The sequence below is a fragment of the Streptomyces sp. NBC_00885 genome (assembly GCF_045207475.1).
Classification (GTDB): Bacteria; Actinomycetota; Actinomycetes; order Streptomycetales; family Streptomycetaceae; genus Streptomyces.
In genome coordinates, this window is sequence record NZ_CP108796.1 from 5,644,657 (window position 1) to 5,661,912 (window position 17,256).

A 17,256-nucleotide genomic window follows, 5' to 3' on the forward strand; every position below is an offset into this window, starting at 1 on the left:
CCGGACGGGCTGAATGTGCGGCCGGTGGGGGAACTCAGCCGGCGGCCCGGACCCGCCGATCCCGCACCTGGCGGACGTAGCCCACGATCGCCAGCGCCACGGTCAGTCCACCCGTGTAGTAGAGCTGCGTGCGGGTGTCCGGCTCCCGTGCCATCAGGACGAAGACCGCGACCATGCCCGCGAGCGCGACCCACGTCAGCGCCGGGTAGAGCCACATCTTCACGACGAGTTTCGAGGGGTCCTCGCGCTCGGTGCGTCGGCGCAGCACCAGCTGCGAGACCGCGATGAAGATCCATACGACCAGAATGATCGCGCCGATCATGTTGAGCAGCCACATGAAGACGTCGTTGGGCCGCCAGTAGCTGAGCAGTACGCACAGGAACCCGAACACGGACGACACCAGCACCGCGGTGCGCGGCACCCCGCCGGAGGTCCGGCCGAGCGCCTTCGGGCCCTGGCCGCGGGCGACCAGCGAGCAGGCCATGCGGGAGGCGCCGTAGACGTTGGCGTTCATCGCCGAGAGCAGGGCCACCAGCACGACCACGTTCATGATCTGACCGGCCGCGGGGATGCCCAGATGGTCCAGCGTCGCGACGTACGGGCCCTTCTCGACGACCTTCGGGTCGCCCCACGGGACCAGCGTGACGATGACCGCCATCGAGCCGATGTAGAAGACAGCGATACGCCACATCGCCGTACGCACGGCCTTGGCGACGCCCTGCACCGGGTGCTCGGACTCGGCCGCGGCGATGGTGACCGTCTCCAGACCGCCGTACGCGAAGACAGAGGCGAGCAGTCCGACGACGAGACCCTCTGTGCCGTTCGGCAGGAAGCCGCCGTCGCCGGTGAGGTTGGCGGTGCCGGGCGCGTCCGTGCCGGGCAGGATGCCGAGGATCGCCAGCACGCCGATGCCCAGGAAGAGGGCGATCGCGCCGACCTTGATCGCCGCGAACCAGAACTCGAACTCGCCGAAGTTCTTCACGGCAGCCAGGTTCGTGCCGCAGAACACCAGCATGAACAGCGCGACCCAGGCCCACTCGTGCGTGCCGGGAAGCCAGCCCGTCATGATCTTCGCCGCACCGATGCCTTCGAGGCCGACGGCCACACAGAGCAGGAACCAGAACGCCCAGCCCGCCGTGAATCCGGCCCAGGGGCCGATTGCCCGGTCGGCATGCACCGAGAAGGAGCCTGATGCCGGGTTCGCCGCCGACATCTCGCCGAGCATGCGCATCACGAGCATGACAAGAAGGCCGGAAATCGCATACGCGATGACGATCGACGGGCCGGCCGCGGCGATGCCCGCGCCGGATCCGACGAAGAGTCCGGCTCCGATGACGCCGCCGAGGGCGATCATCGAGAGATGGCGTTGTTTGAGTCCGTGCGAGAGCGGAGCGTCGGCCTGCTGGTCGACGGGCGCGGGCGCGGAGGTCCGAGACATGGGCGTGCCCTGTTCAGTAGCTGAGACGGGGAGAGGACCACAGTCTGGTTGCGTGTACCGCTGACACGGAACGGATGTCCGCTATACGGGCACCAGGCTTACACCTGGTGAACACATCCTCACGCCCACCTGCTTCTTGCCCTCCCGGTTCATTTGGCAAGATCCCACAGTGTCCCCAACATCGGCCCCTCCGCGCAAAACGAGCCGACCATGCTCCGACCTCAGTGATGAGAATCACGCCAACTCGCGCATCTCGCGCCGCCTTTGTTCGATCCCCACCAACTGGCGGAGTGGGCCTTTGTCGTCGGCCGACCGTGATCAGCACCTTCCCCGCGGGTTAGCGTCGCCGTGTCCCCAACCCGTCCTCGCTTCAGCGGAGTCCCGATGAGTACTGCTTCCGTCACGTCCCGCCCCGGAGTGGTCCTCGCCGACCTGCTGCCCGCATCCCGTACGAAGGACATCGCGCTCGTACTCGGCGGCGCCGCGCTCACCGGCATCGCGGCCCAGATCGCCGTCCCGGTCCCCGGCTCACCGGTCCCGGTCTCCGGCCAGACCTTCGCGGCCCTTCTCGTCGGCACCGCGCTCGGCGCCCGTCGCGGGTTCCTGTCCCTCGCGCTGTACGCGGTGGCGGGCATGGCGGGCATGCCGTGGTTCGCGCAGGCGACGTCGGGCTACGGGATGCCGTCCTTCGGCTACATCCTCGGCATGATGCTCGCGGCCACGGTCGTCGGCGCCCTCGCGCGCCGCGGCGCCGACCGCTCGGTGCTGCGCACCGCGGGGGCGATGGCGGTCGGCTCGCTGATCATCTACGCGGTCGGTGTCCCGTATCTCGCGCTGGCCGCCGGTATGACGCTGTCGAAGGCCGTCGCCGCCGGTCTGACGCCGTTCCTGATCGGAGACGCGCTGAAGGCTGCGCTGGCGATGGGTGCACTGCCCGCGGCCTGGAAGCTCGTCGGCCGCCGCGGCTGATGCCGGCGGTGCTTGATTTCAAAACGTGAGGGCCCGCGGCCAACAACGGCCGCGGGCCCATCCGTCTACGCTCGCGCCGGGTTACGAAGACCTGACCGAGTCCTTCACACCGCTCTGATCGGCATCGGCAACCGCGCCGCCCTTGCCCAGCATCTGCCGCACCACCGCGACGCCCACCACGAGCACCGCCACCAGCAGCGACAGCAGCACCTGCTCCCGCGCGTCGCCACCGTCGTAGACCATGTAGCCGAGCACGAAAACGATCATGCCGATCGTCAGCCACGTCAGATACGGGAAGAGCCACATCCGCACGATGAGCTTGTCCGGCGACTCGCGCAGGATGATGCCGCGCATCCGCAGCTGGGTGACGCAGATGACCAGCCACACGAACAGCGCGACCGCACCGGACGCGTTCAGCAGGAACGCGAAGACCGTGTCGGGCCACTTGTAGTTGAAGAAGACGGCGAGGAAGCCGAAGACGACAGAGCCGAGGATCGCCGCCTGCGGCACGCCCCGCGAGTTCGCAGCGCCGAAGGCCTTCGGCGCGTCCCCGCGCCGTCCGAGCGAGAACGCCATGCGGGAGGCGGTGTACAGGCCGGAGTTGAGGCACGACAGCACGGCCGTCAGCACGATCACGTTCATGATCTGCCCGGCGTGCGCGATCCCGATCGAGTCCAGGGACGCGACGTACGAGCCCTTGGCGAGGATCGACTTGTCGTTCCACGGCAGCAGCGTCAGCACCACGAAGATCGAGCCCAGGTAGAAGACGCCGATCCGCCAGATCACGCTGTTCGTCGCCTTGGTGACCGCGCGCCGCGGGTCCTCGGACTCGCCCGCCGCCAGGGTCACGATCTCGCTGCCCATGAAGGAGAAGACGACCATCAGCACGCCGGTGAGGATCGCGCCCGCGCCGTTCGGCATGAATCCGCCGGCGTCCGTCAGGTGCGCGAAGCCCGCGCCGGGGTTGTCGGAGCCCGGCAGCACGCCGAAGACGGCCAGCAGGCCTATCACGATGAACGCGCCGATCGCCACGACCTTGATGCCCGCGAACCAGAACTCGAACTCGCCGTACGAGGACACGGACACGAGGTTCGTCGCCGTCAGCACGACCATCACGATCAGCGCCCAGCCCCACTGCGGGACCGCCGGTACCCAGCCTTCGAGGATGTCCGCGCCGGCCGTCGCCTCGACCGCCAGCACGACGACCCAGAAGAACCAGTAGAGCCAGCCGATGGAGAACCCGGCCCAGCGGCCGAGCGCCCGGTCCGCGTAGGCGGAGAAGGAGCCGGAGGTCGGGTTGGCCGCCGCCATCTCGCCGAGCATCCGCATCACGAAGACGACCAGTGCACCCACGAGTGCGTACGAGAGGAGGATGGCCGGTCCCGCCGCGGCGATACCGGCCTTGGAGCCGACGAACAGTCCGGCGCCGATCACACCGCCGATGGCGATCATGGACAGATGCCGGTTCTTGAGTCCGGCCTGGAGACCACCTGAGGGCTGCGAGTTACCGGTCGTACCGGCCTTCTCGCCTTCCTTCGTGAGGGTCTGCTGCGAGGTCATGGACGAATCCTTAGGTTTGAGTGCACTCGGGTCACGAGCCCCCGCATTCAAACGCGCGACTCCAGATGTGTGAAGTCCCGTCTCCGGATCGTTAGGTCCGGGTGATAGGCGGAAGCCCGCGGCCCCGACAGGGCCTGACCCCGGTCACCGCTACCCGGACACTCGCGTGCCACACTCGGATCATGCGCGTGTACCTCGGCTCCGACCATGCAGGCTTCGAACTCAAGAACCACCTCGTCGAGTGGCTCACGGCCCATGGCCACGAGCCCGTCGACTGCGGTCCCCACATCTACGACGCCCAGGACGACTACCCCCCGTTCTGTCTGCGTGCCGCCGAGAAGACGGCCGCGGACCCGGACAGCCTGGGCATCGTGATCGGCGGCTCCGGCAACGGCGAGCAGATCGCCGCCAACAAGGTCAAGGGAGTGCGCGCCGCACTCGCCTGGAGCGAGCAGACCGCAGCGCTCGGCCGTGAGCACAACAACGCGAACGTGATCTCCATCGGCGGCCGGATGCACACGCTGGAAGAGTCGGTGAAGTTCGTCGAGATCTTCCTCTCCACCCCGTACTCGGGTGAGGAGCGTCACACCCGCCGTATCGAGATGCTCTCGGCGTACGAGGAGACCGGCGAGCTTCCCCCGATCCCGGCCCACCACCCGCAGCAGGGCTGAGCGTGCCCGAGGGCCATACGATCCACCGACTGGCCGCCGACCACTTCGAGAGGTTCGGCGGCCGGCCTGTGCGGGCGACCAGCCCGCAGGGGAAGTTCTCCGACAGCGCGGCGCTGCTCGACGACCAGGCTCTTGAGAGCACCGAGGCGCACGGCAAGCACCTCTTCCTCGGCTTCGGCCCGCTCGGCTGGGTCCATATCCATCTCGGCCTGTTCGGCAAGGTCGCCTTCGGCGACGCGCCCGCGCCGCCGCCGACCGACACCGTGCGGCTGCGGCTGGCCAACGCGACGGCGTATGTCGATCTGCGCGGGCCCACGGCCTGCGCGCTGATCGCCGACGGCGAGAAGACGGCGATACACGAGCGCCTGGGCCCCGACCCGCTGCGCCCCGGCGACGATCCTGACCGCGCCTGGGCCCGTGTCTCCCGCTCCCGCACCACCGTCGCCGCGCTGCTCATGGACCAGAAGATCATCGCGGGCGTGGGCAACGTCTACCGCGCCGAGGTCCTGTTCCGGCACGGCATCGACCCCTACCGCACGGGCAAGGACCTCACCCACGGCGAGTGGACCGCGATCTGGGTGGACCTCGTGGAGCTGATGCGCGAAGGAGTACGCAACAACCGCATCGACACCGTCCGCCCCGAGCACACCCCCGAGGCGATGGGCCGCCCGCCGCGAGTCGACGACCACGGCGGCGAGGTCTACGTCTACCGCCGGGCACACCTGCCCTGCCATGTCTGCGGCGGCGAGATCCGCACCGCCGGTCTCGCCGCACGCAATCTTTTCTGGTGCCCGGGCTGCCAGCAGGCCTGAGGTACCGGCGCGCGTGACGTACTAGGTCCTGTCCGGCCGATCTTGCCGGGCTCGCGTGCCCTGGCACGCCCATCTGCTGTGTTGTCGTCAGTCGCCGACGCTCCGCGTCGGCTCCTTCCTCCGCCTTGCAGCTGCACGCACCAGACCCCGCTCACTGATCCGGCCTGATCGACCGGACAGGAACTAGAAGCCGTGCGGCAACCAGGGCGCGACGTCCGAGGCGAACGCCACCGACGCCTCGGCCAGCGCCCCCTGCCGCAGCTCCCGCACCCTCCCCGCCCCCGCCAGCGCGACCAGCGAAACCCCGCCCAGATAGGCCGCGCCCAACTCCCGTACGGACAGGGCCAGATCCGCGTGGTCCTCGGTCCGCTTGCAGGACGCGCCCTTGTGGTCGCCGGTCAGCCGCCAACGGCCCGCGTTCCAGGGGCAGAAGGCGTCCTCGACGTCGAAGACGACATCCACCGGCGTCTGGTACGTACGCGCCTCCAGGGCCGCGCCCAGCTCCACGAGCCGTACGAACATGCCGTCCCGCACCCGCACTTCGCACCGCCGGATGTCATTGACGAGATGCAGCAGCGGATCGTCCACCGGCCTATTGCGCGCCAGCACCTGCACCGTCAGGTCGATGTCGAAGAGGAAGCCCCACAGTACGGCGTACGTCACCGGGTCGAGCGCCTCGATGTGCCGCAGGGTGATGCTGCCCTTGGGGCCGCGCGCATCCCAGTCCGGCTTGGTGTGGAAGCGCACGAAACCGACGATCTCGCCCTCCCGCTCGGCGACCACGCACTGCATCGGCGAGGCACCGTGCCGCTCGGTCTCCGGGTCGAGCAGCGGCAGCCGCTCCCAGCCGGGCCTGCGGGCGAGCATGCCGGGCCGTGAGCCGATGGTGCGGACGTACACCGCCTCGCACTCCGCTGCGACCTCCGCGACGTCCGCGAAGCGCAGCCGGACCGCGTCAGCGCCCTCGGGGAGGGCGATGTGTCCCCGGACGGTGTCGATCGTCAGGGACATCTGCTGGGTCCCGAGGCCGTAGCCGAATCGTCCGTAGATCTCCGGTTCCGACGCCGTCAGTACGGCGATCGGCTCGCCCCAGCCGCGTACGTCGTCGAGCTGGCGGCGCATCATCGCGGTGAGCACCCCGCGGCGGCGGTGTGTCGCGGCCACGCTGACCATCGTCACGCCCGCGGCGGGCACCATCGCGCCGCCCGGCACCGAGACCCCGAACGTGAACGCCCCGGCCGTCCCGACGCACTCGTCGCCGTCCCAGGCGCCGATGGAGCGCTCGTGCTCGGTCAGCGAATGGTAAAGCTCACGTTCTTCAGGGGCCTCCGCCACACCACCGAACGCGCGCTCCAACTTGCCGTACCAGAGGTCCCATTCGGTACGGCGCAGTACGCGAAGTTCGAGAGTCATATGCCATGCCTACCAGGGCAACGGCGCCGAGGCGACCCGATTTCGAACGCATTGTCACCGGGGTCCCCCTGCACGGATGGCGGGCGGGTGGATAGGGTCCACGGCAATGGCCCGCGGCTCTGCAGCAGACTCGTTCACGGCCCGGTTGCGGAAAGCCGTGCACCGGGGACGCATCGCGCTGCGCAAATCCGGAGTCGACTACTTCCGCGGCGACGGCTCCGACTGGATCGCGCTCGTCGGGCTGCTGCTGACGATCCCGGCCTTCACCTGGGGCACGGTCGTGATGCCCGTCTGGGTCTCCCCGGCGGCCCTCGTCCTGCCGATCGTGGCGGGCGGGCTGCTGCTGCGTCCGGCGAGCCTGCTGGGTCTGTACGCGGCGGCAGCGGCGGCGCTGATCGTCGAGTCGGTCGTCCTCGGCCCGTACGCCGAGGGCCCCGCGCGCGTGACCCCTGGAACGGTTCTCGCCGTCGCCGCCTGCGGTCTCTTCGGACTGCTGATAGCCCAGTTCAGAGCCCGGGTCGGAGTGCCCTGGCGGCGCGGCGGGACGATGCTCTTCGACCTGCGTGAACGCATCCGGGTGCAGAGCGCCCTGCCCCGGCTCCCCAAGGGCTGGCACCGCGAGATGTCGCTCCGCCCGGCCGGCGGCCAGTCCTTCTCCGGCGACTTCGTGGTGGCGGCCCGTACGAACGGCGGCCGCACTCTGGAGGTCATCCTCACCGACGTCTCGGGCAAGGGCATGGACGCCGCCTCGCGTGCGCTGCTGCTGTCCGGCGCGTTCGGGGGTCTGCTCGGCTCCCTGCCACCGCACGGCTTCCTGCCCGCGGCCAACGGCTATCTGCTCCGCCAGGACTGGGACGAGGGCTTCGCGACCTCCATCCATCTCGTCCTGGACCTGGACTCCGGAGACTACGAACTGTTCTCGGCGGGCCATCTGCCCGCGCTCCAGCTGAACGCGGGCAGCGGCCGCTGGGAGGAGAAGGGCGCCGAAGGCCCGCTCCTGGGGGTGTACGACGGGGCACAGTTCGACCCGGTCAAGGGCTCCCTGCGCGTCGGCGACGTACTGATGCTCTTCACCGACGGCCTGGTGGAGGCGTCGGGCCGTGACATCAGCGAGGGCATAGACCGCCTCACCGGTGAGGCCGACCGCTATGTCGCCTCGGGGTTCGAGGGCGCGGCCTGGCATCTGATCGAGGCCGTCGCGAAGGACGTCAACGACGACCGGGCGCTGCTGCTCCTCTGCCGCGAGGCGTAGGGGGGCCGGCAGGTGTTTTGTCCTTAGCCGCCGGACGGGGGCCTGAGATGCTCGAACGCCCACGACGGCGTCCTGAGGAGTCCTGATGGCGACGACAGACACCGCGGTCTGGCGCGAGCGCGGCAATCCTCTGGTCGCCGGGTCCGGCAGCGGCCCGCTGCACGGCGTACGGCTGGCGGTCAAGGACGTGCACGCCGTCGCCGGCCACCGGCTGGGCGCCGGCAATCCGGCCTGGCTCGCCGAGGCGGAACCCCAGAGCGCGCACTCGTGGGCCGTGGGCACCCTGCTGGCCGCGGGAGCCGACGTGACCGGCATCGCGCAGACCGACGAGTTCGCCTACAGCCTCAACGGGACGAACGCGCACTACGGCACCCCGCCCAACCCGGCGGCACCCGGCCGCGTCCCCGGCGGCTCCTCCGGCGGACCGGCCGCCGCGGTCGCCCTCGGCCAGGCCGACGCCGGGCTCGGCAGCGACACCGCCGGATCGATCCGGGTGCCCGCCTCGTACTGCGGGCTCCACGGCCTGCGGCCCACCCACGGTGCCGTCCCCGCCGCCGGAATGCTGCCGCTGGCCCCCTCGTTCGACACGGTCGCCTGGCTGGCGCGGGACGCGCGCACGCTGGCACGGCTGGGCGACGTACTGCTGCCATCAGGCGGCGCCGGGGGCCAACGTCCTTTCCGTACCGCCCTGGTGGCGAGGGATCTCGTCGCGCTCGCCGACGCGGGAGTACGTGAGGCCTTCGGCCCGGCGGCGGCGGGACTGGCCGAGCGGCTTGGCCTGAAGACGGAGGAAGTCCCGTCCCTCGGAGGCGATCCGGCCGAGCGGGCGGCTGCCTTCGCGACCGCTCAGGCGGCGGAGGTGTGGGAGTGCGACGGGGCCTGGGTGAGCGCTCATCCCGGGACGTTCGGGCCCGGCGTCGAGGCACGGTTCGCCCGCGCCGCCGCGGTCACCCCCGAGGAGCGGACCGCAGCGGAGGAGGTGGTCCATCACAGCGCTCGCGAACTGCTCGCGGCTCTGCCGGACGACGCTGTACTGCTCCTGCCCGCGGCGAGCGGACCGGCCCCGCTGCCGGACGAGGACAGCACGCGCAAGGCTGCCACCCGGCAGGGGACGTTCCGCCTCACCTGCCTGGCGAGCGGCGCGGGACTGCCGTGCCTGGTGCTTCCGCGGATGTCGGTGGACGGACTGCCGGTGGGGCTTGCGGTGATCGCCGGCCGCGGGAGTGACCGCGCGCTGCTCGACCTGGCTGTGCGCAGCGCCGGGCAGGGCTTTCGCCCCTGACCCGGGGCTCCGGGGGCCCAACTGCCCGGCAGGGCGCGGCCGTGCGCCCGTACAGTCGTGCCATGCCGTATCTCACGCTCACCGAGATCGAGGCCGTCGCCCGCGAGGCCCACGCCGCCCAGACGGACAAGGCGGGACGCCCGTACGCCGAGCATCTCGCCGCCGTCGCGGAAGGTGTGCGGGTCCGTGGCGGGAGCGATGAGCAGATCGCCGCGGGATGGCTGCACGACGCCGTCGAGGACGACGCGCTGTCCCGGGAGTGGCTGGACGCGGCCGCGCTGCCGCAGACGGTCAAGGACATGGTCCTCGCCCTCACCAAGCGCAGGGGTGAGGATCTGGAGGAGTACACGAGACGCATTCTGGCCACGCCGGGCGCGCGCCTCGTCAAGGAGGCCGACCTCGCGCACAACGCCGATCCGGCGCGGCTCGCGGTCCTCGACGAGGCGACGCGGACGCGGCTGACGGCGAAGTACGCGAAGGTACGCGGCCTGCTGGGCCTGCCGGACGGTGACCTGGCCTGACCGTACGGGTCGACGGAACCGGGCCCCGGACCCATGTGCCCGGTCCCGCCCGGCACCACCGTGCGGCTCAGCTCGGCGCCGCGCGGCTCAGCGCCGTGGCCCAAGCTCCGCCGCGTCCCGCCGGAACGCCCAGTTCATCTCCGGCTCGGTCACGAACCGCAGAGCCCTGCGCACCGGCGGCGTGCACAGCAGCGTCACGGCCGCCGCCGCGATCACCGTGAGCACGATCTCGCCGCTCGGATCGCTCAGCCACGCGTACGTCTCGAAGACATGCCCGTAGTCCGCGGCCTTGATCAGCAGGCCGTGTCCCAGATAGCCGCAGATCGTCCCGGCGCCGAGCACGGTGAACCAGGTCCTGCGGCCCGGCACCCAGGCCAGGAACCCGGCCGTGAGCAGCGCCGCGCACCCGAAGAACGCCAGTGTCATCACAAGACCCACCCACCACGGCTCGCCCAGTTCCTGGGCGCTGCTGGAGCGGTAGAGCCAGCTGAAGTTCATCCGGGGCGAGGCCCAGTACGCGAAGGCGCCCGCGCCCGCGAAGAGCGGCAGCGCGAGCAGCCGCACCTCCCGGCGCCGCACCATCTGGAAGTGCTCGGGCTTCAGCGACAGACCCAGCACGAAGAACGGCAGGAACTGCAGTACGCGCTGGAGGTTGAGATCCGCGCCGATGTTCGGCGTCAGCGCGGCGAGCGAGGCCAGGGCGAGCGCGACCGGCACCGGCCACCGGATCAGCCTCCACAGCGGCGCGGTCAGCCGCCAGATGAACAGAGCCGCCAGGAACCAGGTCAGATAGAAGGGGTCGAGCAGGCTGATCGGCTGTTCCGGTGCGTGCTGCGCCCAGCGCCTGAACAGGGAGTACACGACCTCGAAGACGACGTACGGCACGGCGATCCCGGTCAGCAGCCGTCTGAGCTGGTCGGGCCTGCCGGTGTAACTCCGTGAGAAATAGCCGGAGATGAGGATGAAAGCCGGCATGTGGAAGGTGTAGACGAGCAGATAGAGCGCCCGGGATGCACGGCTGCCGTCCATCACCGGTTCCCATGCGTGCGCGATCGCGACGAGCACGATGGCCAGATACTTCGCGTTGTCGAAGTAGGCGTCTCGACTGGTGGACTTCGCCGATGCCCTCTGGGCCGCGGCGGCTACGGCCGGTGTGGCCGACTCCTGTGTTGTAGGGACGGGCTCCGACTCCCGGGCCTGGGGGAGCGGGGCCCTGCTGAATCCATTCGGAGCGTGGAACATCTGAGGCACCCTAGCCTCGCCCATTCGATTTCGTAAAACCCTCTGCGCATGTCTCCCATTCGAATCTGAAACCGCCACCAACCGCCCGCTATGCCCCAATTAATCCCTCTTAAATGGTGCATAGCGGCACCCTCTTGTGAGTGCGTGAATTTCCTCACCGGACGCCTTCGAATTTCGCGTGACCGACGTGTGAGGGCATGGAAACGATCAGGCCGAATTCCTTCGGTATTTCACCCGGCCGGATCAGTCTCCGCACGCGTACAGGCGCACGCGTGCGCGCGGATGGCGTGATCCCGTCGTCGATGATTCGTCAGCAGGGAGCATGTATGGGGCTGTTGGTGGCACCATGGTCATGGCGGGGGTGTGCTGGGCCGCACACTCCCGGGCCGGCAAGGCGGACCGACCGAGGGTGTGATCAGTTGTGGCCATTTCACTGTCTGTGGTGCTGCTGTTGGCGATCATCCTCGTGGTGCTGATCCGCGGCGGCTCCATCAAGGCCGGACCCGCCATCGTCGCGGTGCTGTTCGGCTTCTTCCTCGCGTCGACGGGCATGGCGCCGTCGATCAACAAATTCCTCGACTCGATAGCCGACACCATCAATCAGATCAGCTTCTGAATCGGCGTTCAGAAGCAGCGTCTGACCCGGCACCGCCCGGCGGTCCGTCGGCCCTGCGCGGAGAACGACTCAGGCCCGGTCCTGGTGGTCAACCACCAAGCCGGGCCTGAGACATGAAGAGCGGGCGACGGGAATCGAACCCGCGTAGCTAGTTTGGAAGATCGCGTACGCGGATGGCTGCTGACCTGGGCGGTGACTGACCTGGGCTGGAGGCATCCCGTGACTGCCACTCCCCGTGAGTCCCCAACACTTCCCGCCGGATCGGGCACGCAGCGGGCACGATGGATCTGATCACTCGTACACGACTGCGGCGCTCAGGGCCCGGGCAAAGAGCGTCCAGTCGCCGTTGGGTGGCATCGTCTGGTCGAAGTTCTTGTACCAGCCGGGAGAGTCGTTGATCCACGCGGCCAACGCCTCCAAGTAGCTCTCCAGCGTCGGATTCTCCCAATCGTCACCGTGTTCGATGAGATCGGCACGCAGGTTGCGGATGTGCGCAGCCAGGGCTTCTCTGCTGTCGACTCCGTCCGATGGGCCGTTGTGGGCCGAGAGCTGGATCATGGCGGCACCCTAGCGCGCGGGCGGTGAGGGAGAGGCTTTGGGCGGGAGCTGCCATGGGGCGAGAGATCGGGGGCCCGTAAGCTTCCCGCGACTCGGGCAGTCTCCTGACCTGCCCGCAATAGCCCGATGTGGGCCCCCGATCTTCGAGGCTCGCCCCATGGTGGCTGCCTAAAGCCTCGGAACGCCGACCGCCCCAGCCCCGTGCCGGCCTTTCTCTGAGGGTTGGTGTCCGCGCTCGGTGCGCCGCCGCCCGGCCGGGGGCAGCCGGGCGAAGACAGAGGCAGCCCCCGAGCCGGGGGCTGCGGCGCGCGCCGCGCTTGCGCGGCGCCTTGAACCCGTAGAGAAGATTTCTACTCACTCCACGATCGGCTTGCCGGACCGCGCTGTCAGAAGCGCAACAGGACTGCGGTCGCGTCGTCGTGGCGCTTGCCGCGTGGCCACCGCTGGGCATCAGGGTCAGCGTTCTCCATGGCGCGGGCGCGGTCGATCAGGCCTTGAGGGCCCGCGGCTTCGAGATGTTGTATCGCCTCGGGCCAGGTCATTTCGTGGAAGTCGTCCACTGGCCTTGCTGCGCCGTCTGTCAGTAGGGCGACGGTCTTGATGTCGGAGAGTGGAGCCGAGCCCGTCAGAGCTTCCTCTGCCGCTTTCGGGTCGTGTGCTGCCACCCAGTAGCCGTCAGCTTGGTTCATGACGTCGCGCTGGGCGTAGACGAGTTTGCGGCGCCTGTCCGTCGCTGTCAGCCCTTCCAATGAAGCTGCCATGTTGAGGCGTTGCCTTGCCGTTACGTCGGAGACGCGATGGTCGGCGACGGTTTGCAGCCCATGCCACGCGCTGATCACGATGGTTGAGTCGCTGAGTGCCAGCCACTCAAGCGACTCACTGCGGATCCGCGCCATGGCGACGGTCGCTGTGGGGGTCATCGGGTCGTTGAGATCGCAGGTCGATGCGTGCAGTTGGCTGACGTGATGGATGGAGTCCGCCAGGCACTCAGTCAGGCTGGTTCGCTGCTCGGTCGCCCGGCGATGCAGGTCGGTACCGAGCTGCCGGACGAACCAGGGGACCCCGTGGACGCATCCGGTGCTCAAGCCATCGGGTATGCCCGCTCCGTCGAGCACGACTGCGACGTCCGGGCTGGCGATGACGAAGTCTTCGTTCTCATGGCCTGGCCTTGGTGAGGTGGCGAACGAGACACGCATGTCAGGCTGTCTCGTGCCGGAGGATGTCGGTTACGGCTCGTGTGCCCGTGATTCGCTTGCTCCCGGCCTCGTAGTCACAGCCGATGACCATGGAGAACGGCTCGCTACCGGCCTGCTCGTAGAGCTCTGCAAGGTGTCCGGAGAGGTAGTGGGCAACGCCCAGCGAGCCGACTGCGTGCACCCCGGCGATCAGCAGGAAAGTTCCTTCGCCGTCCGGCCGTGGGAGCCGACCGAGATAGGCGACGTCCCCGTACTGGGGATCGCCTGGCTCGTCGCTCGGGGACGTGTGGACCTGCTGGTTCTCACGCTCGATCAATGCCCATCTGCCGTCGTCCAACGTCTCGAACGACAGACGGGGGTCCGCCGCCAAGGCCGCGGCCGTGACCGGCGAAGTCTTGGGACCACAAACGACTACGAGCCCGTCACGGTCAAGGTCAATGTCCCCCGACGTGGGGATGTACTCAAGCTCGCCCTCAAGCTGCAACCGGTGCGCCAAATTGATCAACTGCTGCCCAGTGGCGCTGTCCTCCAGGGCGACGTACTCGCGTTCACCGGGACGCTGCGGGACGGCAACGAACACACGGTCGACACCCAGAAAGGCACGCTCGGTCGGCGGGCCAGCGTCTTTGAGCTGGGCAACGCGTGCGCGGCTCACTCCCATGAGCTTGGCCACGTCGGCCATCGAAAGGCCGTTCTGACGCAGCCACGCGATGCTTTCCTTGCGCATCCGGGACGTCTCCACGACGGCAGCTTGCAGCTCCTCCATCAGCTCAACCGCGGCTTTGACTCGCAAACCGTGGTCCTTGATGGCTGCTACGCGTCGGACTTCATTGATCATTGCCCGACGCCTCCGATCTGACGTAGGGCGGAAGGCTTCACAACCTGAATGATAAGGGGGGCTTGACACTCGCGCCAGACAGGTGCACCTTAGTGTTAATCCCCCCTTAGCACTTCGGGAAGGGGGGGGCTCGGATGGTAACCCCCCCTTACCGGTAGGAGATGTGCTCCATGGCTAGCTTCAAGATCGACACCTCGACCGCCATCGTCTTCGTTGCGGTTGAGCCGAAGATGAAGATCATCAACAAGCAGACCGAAGAGGTCGCCGTCGACCGGGAGACCGGCGCGAAGATGATGACGGTCGGCCTGACCATCGCGGATGAGGGCGAGGCCAACCTCTACACCGTCTCGATCCCGGAGACGGGTGTTCCGGCGGGGCTCACGCTCGGCATGCCGGTCAAGGTCGTCGGCCTGAAGGCCCGTGACTGGGAGAACACGTTCAACGGTGAGAAGCGGTTCGGCATCGCGTTCCGCGCGGTCGCGCTGGTCGCCCCGTCCACGGCCAAGGGCTGAGCGCCGTGTCGGGAACCTGGTTCCTCGTCATAGCGCTGGTCGTCACCGCTGCGGCGCTGGTGCTGCGGAAGGTCTGCCCGGCCTGGTACTGGCGCACGTTCGGGGTCGTCTTCGCGATGCTGCGGGTGGTCTTCCGGTACTCCTCGGTCATGGACGCGTGCGGGCTCACTGTTCCTCCGTCCCGGCTGCGGCTGGCCCTGGCCCGGATGACCGGCCGCCCGGCACCTGAGTCCCGGGTGCCGCGGATTCTGCGGATGCGGCCGACGCGTACCGGTCTGATGCTGCGGCTGAAGATGCGGCCCGGTCAGGACGCGTTCGACTTCACGGCCTCCACGGACCGGCTGCGGCACTCGTTCTCCATGCACGGCATCACCTCGCGTGAGGTCAAGTCGGGCGTGGTCGAGCTGCGCATGACCGGCTACGACGTCCTGGCGCGGGTGCAGATGCCTGCGAAGGTCGAGCGCGAGGGGCTGCGGATACCGGTCGCGCTGCGGGAAGACGGGGAGGTCCACTACCGCGACTATCAGGAGGTGCCGCACTCGCTGAACCTCGGTGCGACGAAGTCGGGGAAGTCGGTCTATCAGCGCCACTTGGTCAAGGAACTCGCTGCCCGGCACGTTGCCCTGGTGGGTATCGACTGCAAGCAGGGTGTTGAACTCGCCCCGCTGGCCCGCCGGTTCTCCGCGCTGGCCGACAACCCGGACGATGCCGCCGACCTGCTGGAAGCACTCGTAGCGCGGATGGGCGACACGTATCGGGTGATCCGGCGCGAGCAGCGGATCAGCGCGGACACTCCGGATGCGGAGATCACCGCCGACATCTGGGGCCTGCCCGAGCACCTGCGGCCGGTGCCCGTCGTCCTCCTGGTCGACGAGGTGGCGGAACTGGCGCTGTTCTCCAACACCGCGGAGAAGAAGCGCCGCGAGAGGATCGTCACCGCCCTGGTCCGCCTCGTCCAGCTCGGCCGCGCCGCCGGGATCTACGTGGAGATCTGCGGGCAGCGCTTCGGCGCCGAGCTCGGGGACGGGATCACCATGCTCCGTGCCCAGCTCACCGGCCGCATCTCGCACCGGGTCAACGACGAAGCCTCCGCCAAGATGGCCTTCGGCGACATCTCCCCGGACGCGGTGCTGGCCACGACACAGATCCCGGTCGAACGCCCGGGCATGGCGGTGGCCGGTGACTCCACGGGCGGCTGGGTCCGCATCCGTACCCCGTTCACGACGATGCGACAGGCCGTGAACGCCTGCACCGCCAACGCGTACCGCACTCCCGCGCTGGATGGCCTGGATGCCTTCCGCCCGGTGCTGCCCGCCCTGGATCCGGTCGAGATCCCGGCCCCGGCGGTCGAGCCCGCCACGGCCTGAGCACATCCCGCACCCCGGTTGGCGTGACCGTCTCGCGCCAGGTCCCTACCCGAGCCATGCCCGAAAGGAGAAGCCCCGTGACGGCACCCAAGCGCACCGGCCGCGCCCGGCCAAGAGCAAGTGCACGCCGTGTCCGGACTGCACCACCGGTCAGGTCTCCGAATCCTTCAAGGTCGGCGCCCGCGGCAAGCGCGAGAGCCCGGACCGGCAGGAAGCGCTCTGCCTGACCTGCTTCGGCACCGGCCAAGCCCCGACCGACTGATTCCGCCGGGTGCCGGGCGGCTGGACGTATGAGCCCCGCCCGGCCCCGGCCCCAACCCCTTTGTGAAGGAGGTGAAGACCCGTGGCTCGCTCGATCCGTCCGGATGCCGTGCTGGTGCAAGCCGTGATCGCCGGTGCCCTGTCCTTCGCCCACCTGCACGACATCGCCGCCGCTGCCGGACAAGACGGCTGGAAAGCCTGGGCCTACCCGATCTCTGTGGATCTGCTGCTCGTTGCTGCCTGGCGGCGCCTGCGTATCCTCCGCAGTGCTGGCGGGCCGACCCGCTCGGCGTGGACCTGGTTCACCGTCGCTCTCGCCGCCTCGCTCGGCGCGAACGTCGCCACCGCGGGACTGCTCGACCTGACGGACGTCCCGGCCTGGCTGCGGATCCTGGTCGCCGGATGGCCTGCCCTGGCCTTCCTCGGCGGAACCCTCCTGGTCCACACACCCGCTGACCACGAGAACACCGAGCCTGGGCCGCTGCCGGTGGTCGAGCCCGTGAGTGTGCCGGCCGATTCGGCACTCGAAACCGAGCTCGATGCGGTCGAGGCTCCCGAGCTGGTCCCGGCCTTGCCTGCACCGCCGCCCGCTGATGTGCCGCCCGCGCTCGTGGACCACGCCCAAAGGCTCGCCGACGCCCACCGCACCGCGACCGGCACACCGATCGACGCCGACACCCTGCGCGACCGCCTCGGCCTGCCCGGCCCGATGGCCGACCAGCTCGCCGCCCAACTCACCTGACCAGAC

The 17,256-nt window shown here is 69.1% G+C and carries 17 protein-coding genes; 10 read left to right on the forward strand and 7 right to left on the reverse strand.

The window, feature by feature from the left end; genetic code table 11:
• Nucleotides 1-34 precede the first annotated feature (34 nt).
• Nucleotides 35-1,438: an amino acid permease gene (locus tag OHA61_RS25740; protein ID WP_406305020.1), complete on the reverse strand. Its 1,404-nt coding sequence runs from the start codon at nt 1,436-1,438 to the stop codon at nt 35-37.
• Nucleotides 1,439-1,822: 384 nt separating this feature from the next.
• Between OHA61_RS25740 and OHA61_RS25745 the strand changes: the two genes are divergently transcribed.
• Nucleotides 1,823-2,407 carry a biotin transporter BioY gene (locus tag OHA61_RS25745; protein WP_406305021.1) on the forward strand — a complete coding sequence of 195 codons (585 nt, stop codon included), beginning with the start codon at nt 1,823-1,825 and terminating at the stop codon, nt 2,405-2,407.
• Nucleotides 2,408-2,488: 81 nt separating this feature from the next.
• Here the strand turns inward: OHA61_RS25745 and OHA61_RS25750 are convergent, their stop codons facing one another.
• The gene (locus OHA61_RS25750) at nt 2,489-3,967 is read right to left on the reverse strand and encodes an amino acid permease (RefSeq protein ID WP_406305022.1); all 1,479 of its coding nucleotides are present in this window, start codon (nt 3,965-3,967) and stop codon (nt 2,489-2,491) included.
• A gap of 182 nt (nt 3,968-4,149) precedes the next feature.
• Here OHA61_RS25750 and OHA61_RS25755 point away from each other — a divergent pair, with 182 nt between their 5' ends.
• The gene (locus OHA61_RS25755; protein WP_142217169.1) at nt 4,150-4,638 is read left to right on the forward strand and encodes a ribose-5-phosphate isomerase; all 489 of its coding nucleotides are present in this window, start codon (nt 4,150-4,152) and stop codon (nt 4,636-4,638) included.
• A 2-nt stretch (nt 4,639-4,640) separates the two neighbouring features.
• The gene (locus OHA61_RS25760) at nt 4,641-5,450 is read left to right on the forward strand and encodes an Fpg/Nei family DNA glycosylase (protein WP_406305023.1); all 810 of its coding nucleotides are present in this window, start codon (nt 4,641-4,643) and stop codon (nt 5,448-5,450) included.
• A 183-nt stretch (nt 5,451-5,633) separates the two neighbouring features.
• On the opposite strand, the gene OHA61_RS25765 is transcribed toward OHA61_RS25760, so the two are convergent.
• Complete coding sequence (locus OHA61_RS25765; protein WP_406305024.1) at nt 5,634-6,863, reverse strand: GNAT family N-acetyltransferase; 1,230 nt, start codon at nt 6,861-6,863, stop codon at nt 5,634-5,636.
• Nucleotides 6,864-6,969: 106 nt separating this feature from the next.
• Here OHA61_RS25765 and OHA61_RS25770 point away from each other — a divergent pair, with 106 nt between their 5' ends.
• The 3 genes from OHA61_RS25770 to OHA61_RS25780 all read left to right on the forward strand — a co-directional run bounded on the left by OHA61_RS25770 (nt 6,970) and on the right by OHA61_RS25780 (nt 9,918).
• A complete protein-coding gene (locus OHA61_RS25770) occupies nt 6,970-8,115 on the forward strand; it encodes a PP2C family protein-serine/threonine phosphatase (protein ID WP_406305025.1) in 1,146 nt (381 codons plus the stop codon).
• A gap of 85 nt (nt 8,116-8,200) precedes the next feature.
• The gene (locus tag OHA61_RS25775) at nt 8,201-9,397 is read left to right on the forward strand and encodes an amidase (RefSeq protein WP_406305026.1); all 1,197 of its coding nucleotides are present in this window, start codon (nt 8,201-8,203) and stop codon (nt 9,395-9,397) included.
• A 62-nt stretch (nt 9,398-9,459) separates the two neighbouring features.
• The gene (locus OHA61_RS25780; RefSeq protein ID WP_406305027.1) at nt 9,460-9,918 is read left to right on the forward strand and encodes an HD domain-containing protein; all 459 of its coding nucleotides are present in this window, start codon (nt 9,460-9,462) and stop codon (nt 9,916-9,918) included.
• A gap of 87 nt (nt 9,919-10,005) precedes the next feature.
• On the opposite strand, the gene OHA61_RS25785 is transcribed toward OHA61_RS25780, so the two are convergent.
• The gene (locus OHA61_RS25785; RefSeq protein ID WP_406305028.1) at nt 10,006-11,160 is read right to left on the reverse strand and encodes an acyltransferase family protein; all 1,155 of its coding nucleotides are present in this window, start codon (nt 11,158-11,160) and stop codon (nt 10,006-10,008) included.
• Between the two features lie 421 nt (nt 11,161-11,581).
• Between OHA61_RS25785 and OHA61_RS25790 the strand changes: the two genes are divergently transcribed.
• Nucleotides 11,582-11,776 carry a hypothetical protein gene (locus tag OHA61_RS25790; RefSeq protein WP_266476365.1) on the forward strand — a complete coding sequence of 65 codons (195 nt, stop codon included), beginning with the start codon at nt 11,582-11,584 and terminating at the stop codon, nt 11,774-11,776.
• Nucleotides 11,777-12,067: 291 nt separating this feature from the next.
• Here OHA61_RS25790 and OHA61_RS25795 read toward each other — a convergent pair whose 3' ends face one another.
• The 3 genes from OHA61_RS25795 to OHA61_RS25805 form a co-directional block, all read right to left on the reverse strand.
• On the reverse strand, nt 12,068-12,334 hold the full coding sequence (locus OHA61_RS25795) for a hypothetical protein (RefSeq protein ID WP_406305029.1): 267 nt from the start codon (nt 12,332-12,334) through the stop codon (nt 12,068-12,070).
• Between the two features lie 386 nt (nt 12,335-12,720).
• Nucleotides 12,721-13,530 (reverse strand): protein phosphatase 2C domain-containing protein, encoded by an 810-nt coding sequence (locus tag OHA61_RS25800; RefSeq protein ID WP_406305030.1) that lies wholly within the window; start codon nt 13,528-13,530, stop codon nt 12,721-12,723.
• A 1-nt stretch (nt 13,531) separates the two neighbouring features.
• Nucleotides 13,532-14,368, reverse strand: coding sequence for a sigma-70 family RNA polymerase sigma factor (locus tag OHA61_RS25805; protein ID WP_406305031.1), 837 nt, complete (start codon nt 14,366-14,368; stop codon nt 13,532-13,534).
• 170 nt (nt 14,369-14,538) lie between these two features.
• Here OHA61_RS25805 and OHA61_RS25810 point away from each other — a divergent pair, with 170 nt between their 5' ends.
• The 3 genes from OHA61_RS25810 to OHA61_RS25820 all read left to right on the forward strand — a co-directional run bounded on the left by OHA61_RS25810 (nt 14,539) and on the right by OHA61_RS25820 (nt 17,250).
• A complete protein-coding gene (locus OHA61_RS25810; protein WP_406305032.1) occupies nt 14,539-14,880 on the forward strand; it encodes a hypothetical protein in 342 nt (113 codons plus the stop codon).
• Nucleotides 14,881-14,885: 5 nt separating this feature from the next.
• The gene (locus OHA61_RS25815) at nt 14,886-16,247 is read left to right on the forward strand and encodes an FtsK/SpoIIIE domain-containing protein (RefSeq protein WP_406305033.1); all 1,362 of its coding nucleotides are present in this window, start codon (nt 14,886-14,888) and stop codon (nt 16,245-16,247) included.
• Between the two features lie 343 nt (nt 16,248-16,590).
• Nucleotides 16,591-17,250 carry a DUF2637 domain-containing protein gene (locus OHA61_RS25820; protein ID WP_406305034.1) on the forward strand — a complete coding sequence of 220 codons (660 nt, stop codon included), beginning with the start codon at nt 16,591-16,593 and terminating at the stop codon, nt 17,248-17,250.
• Nucleotides 17,251-17,256 lie beyond the last annotated feature (6 nt).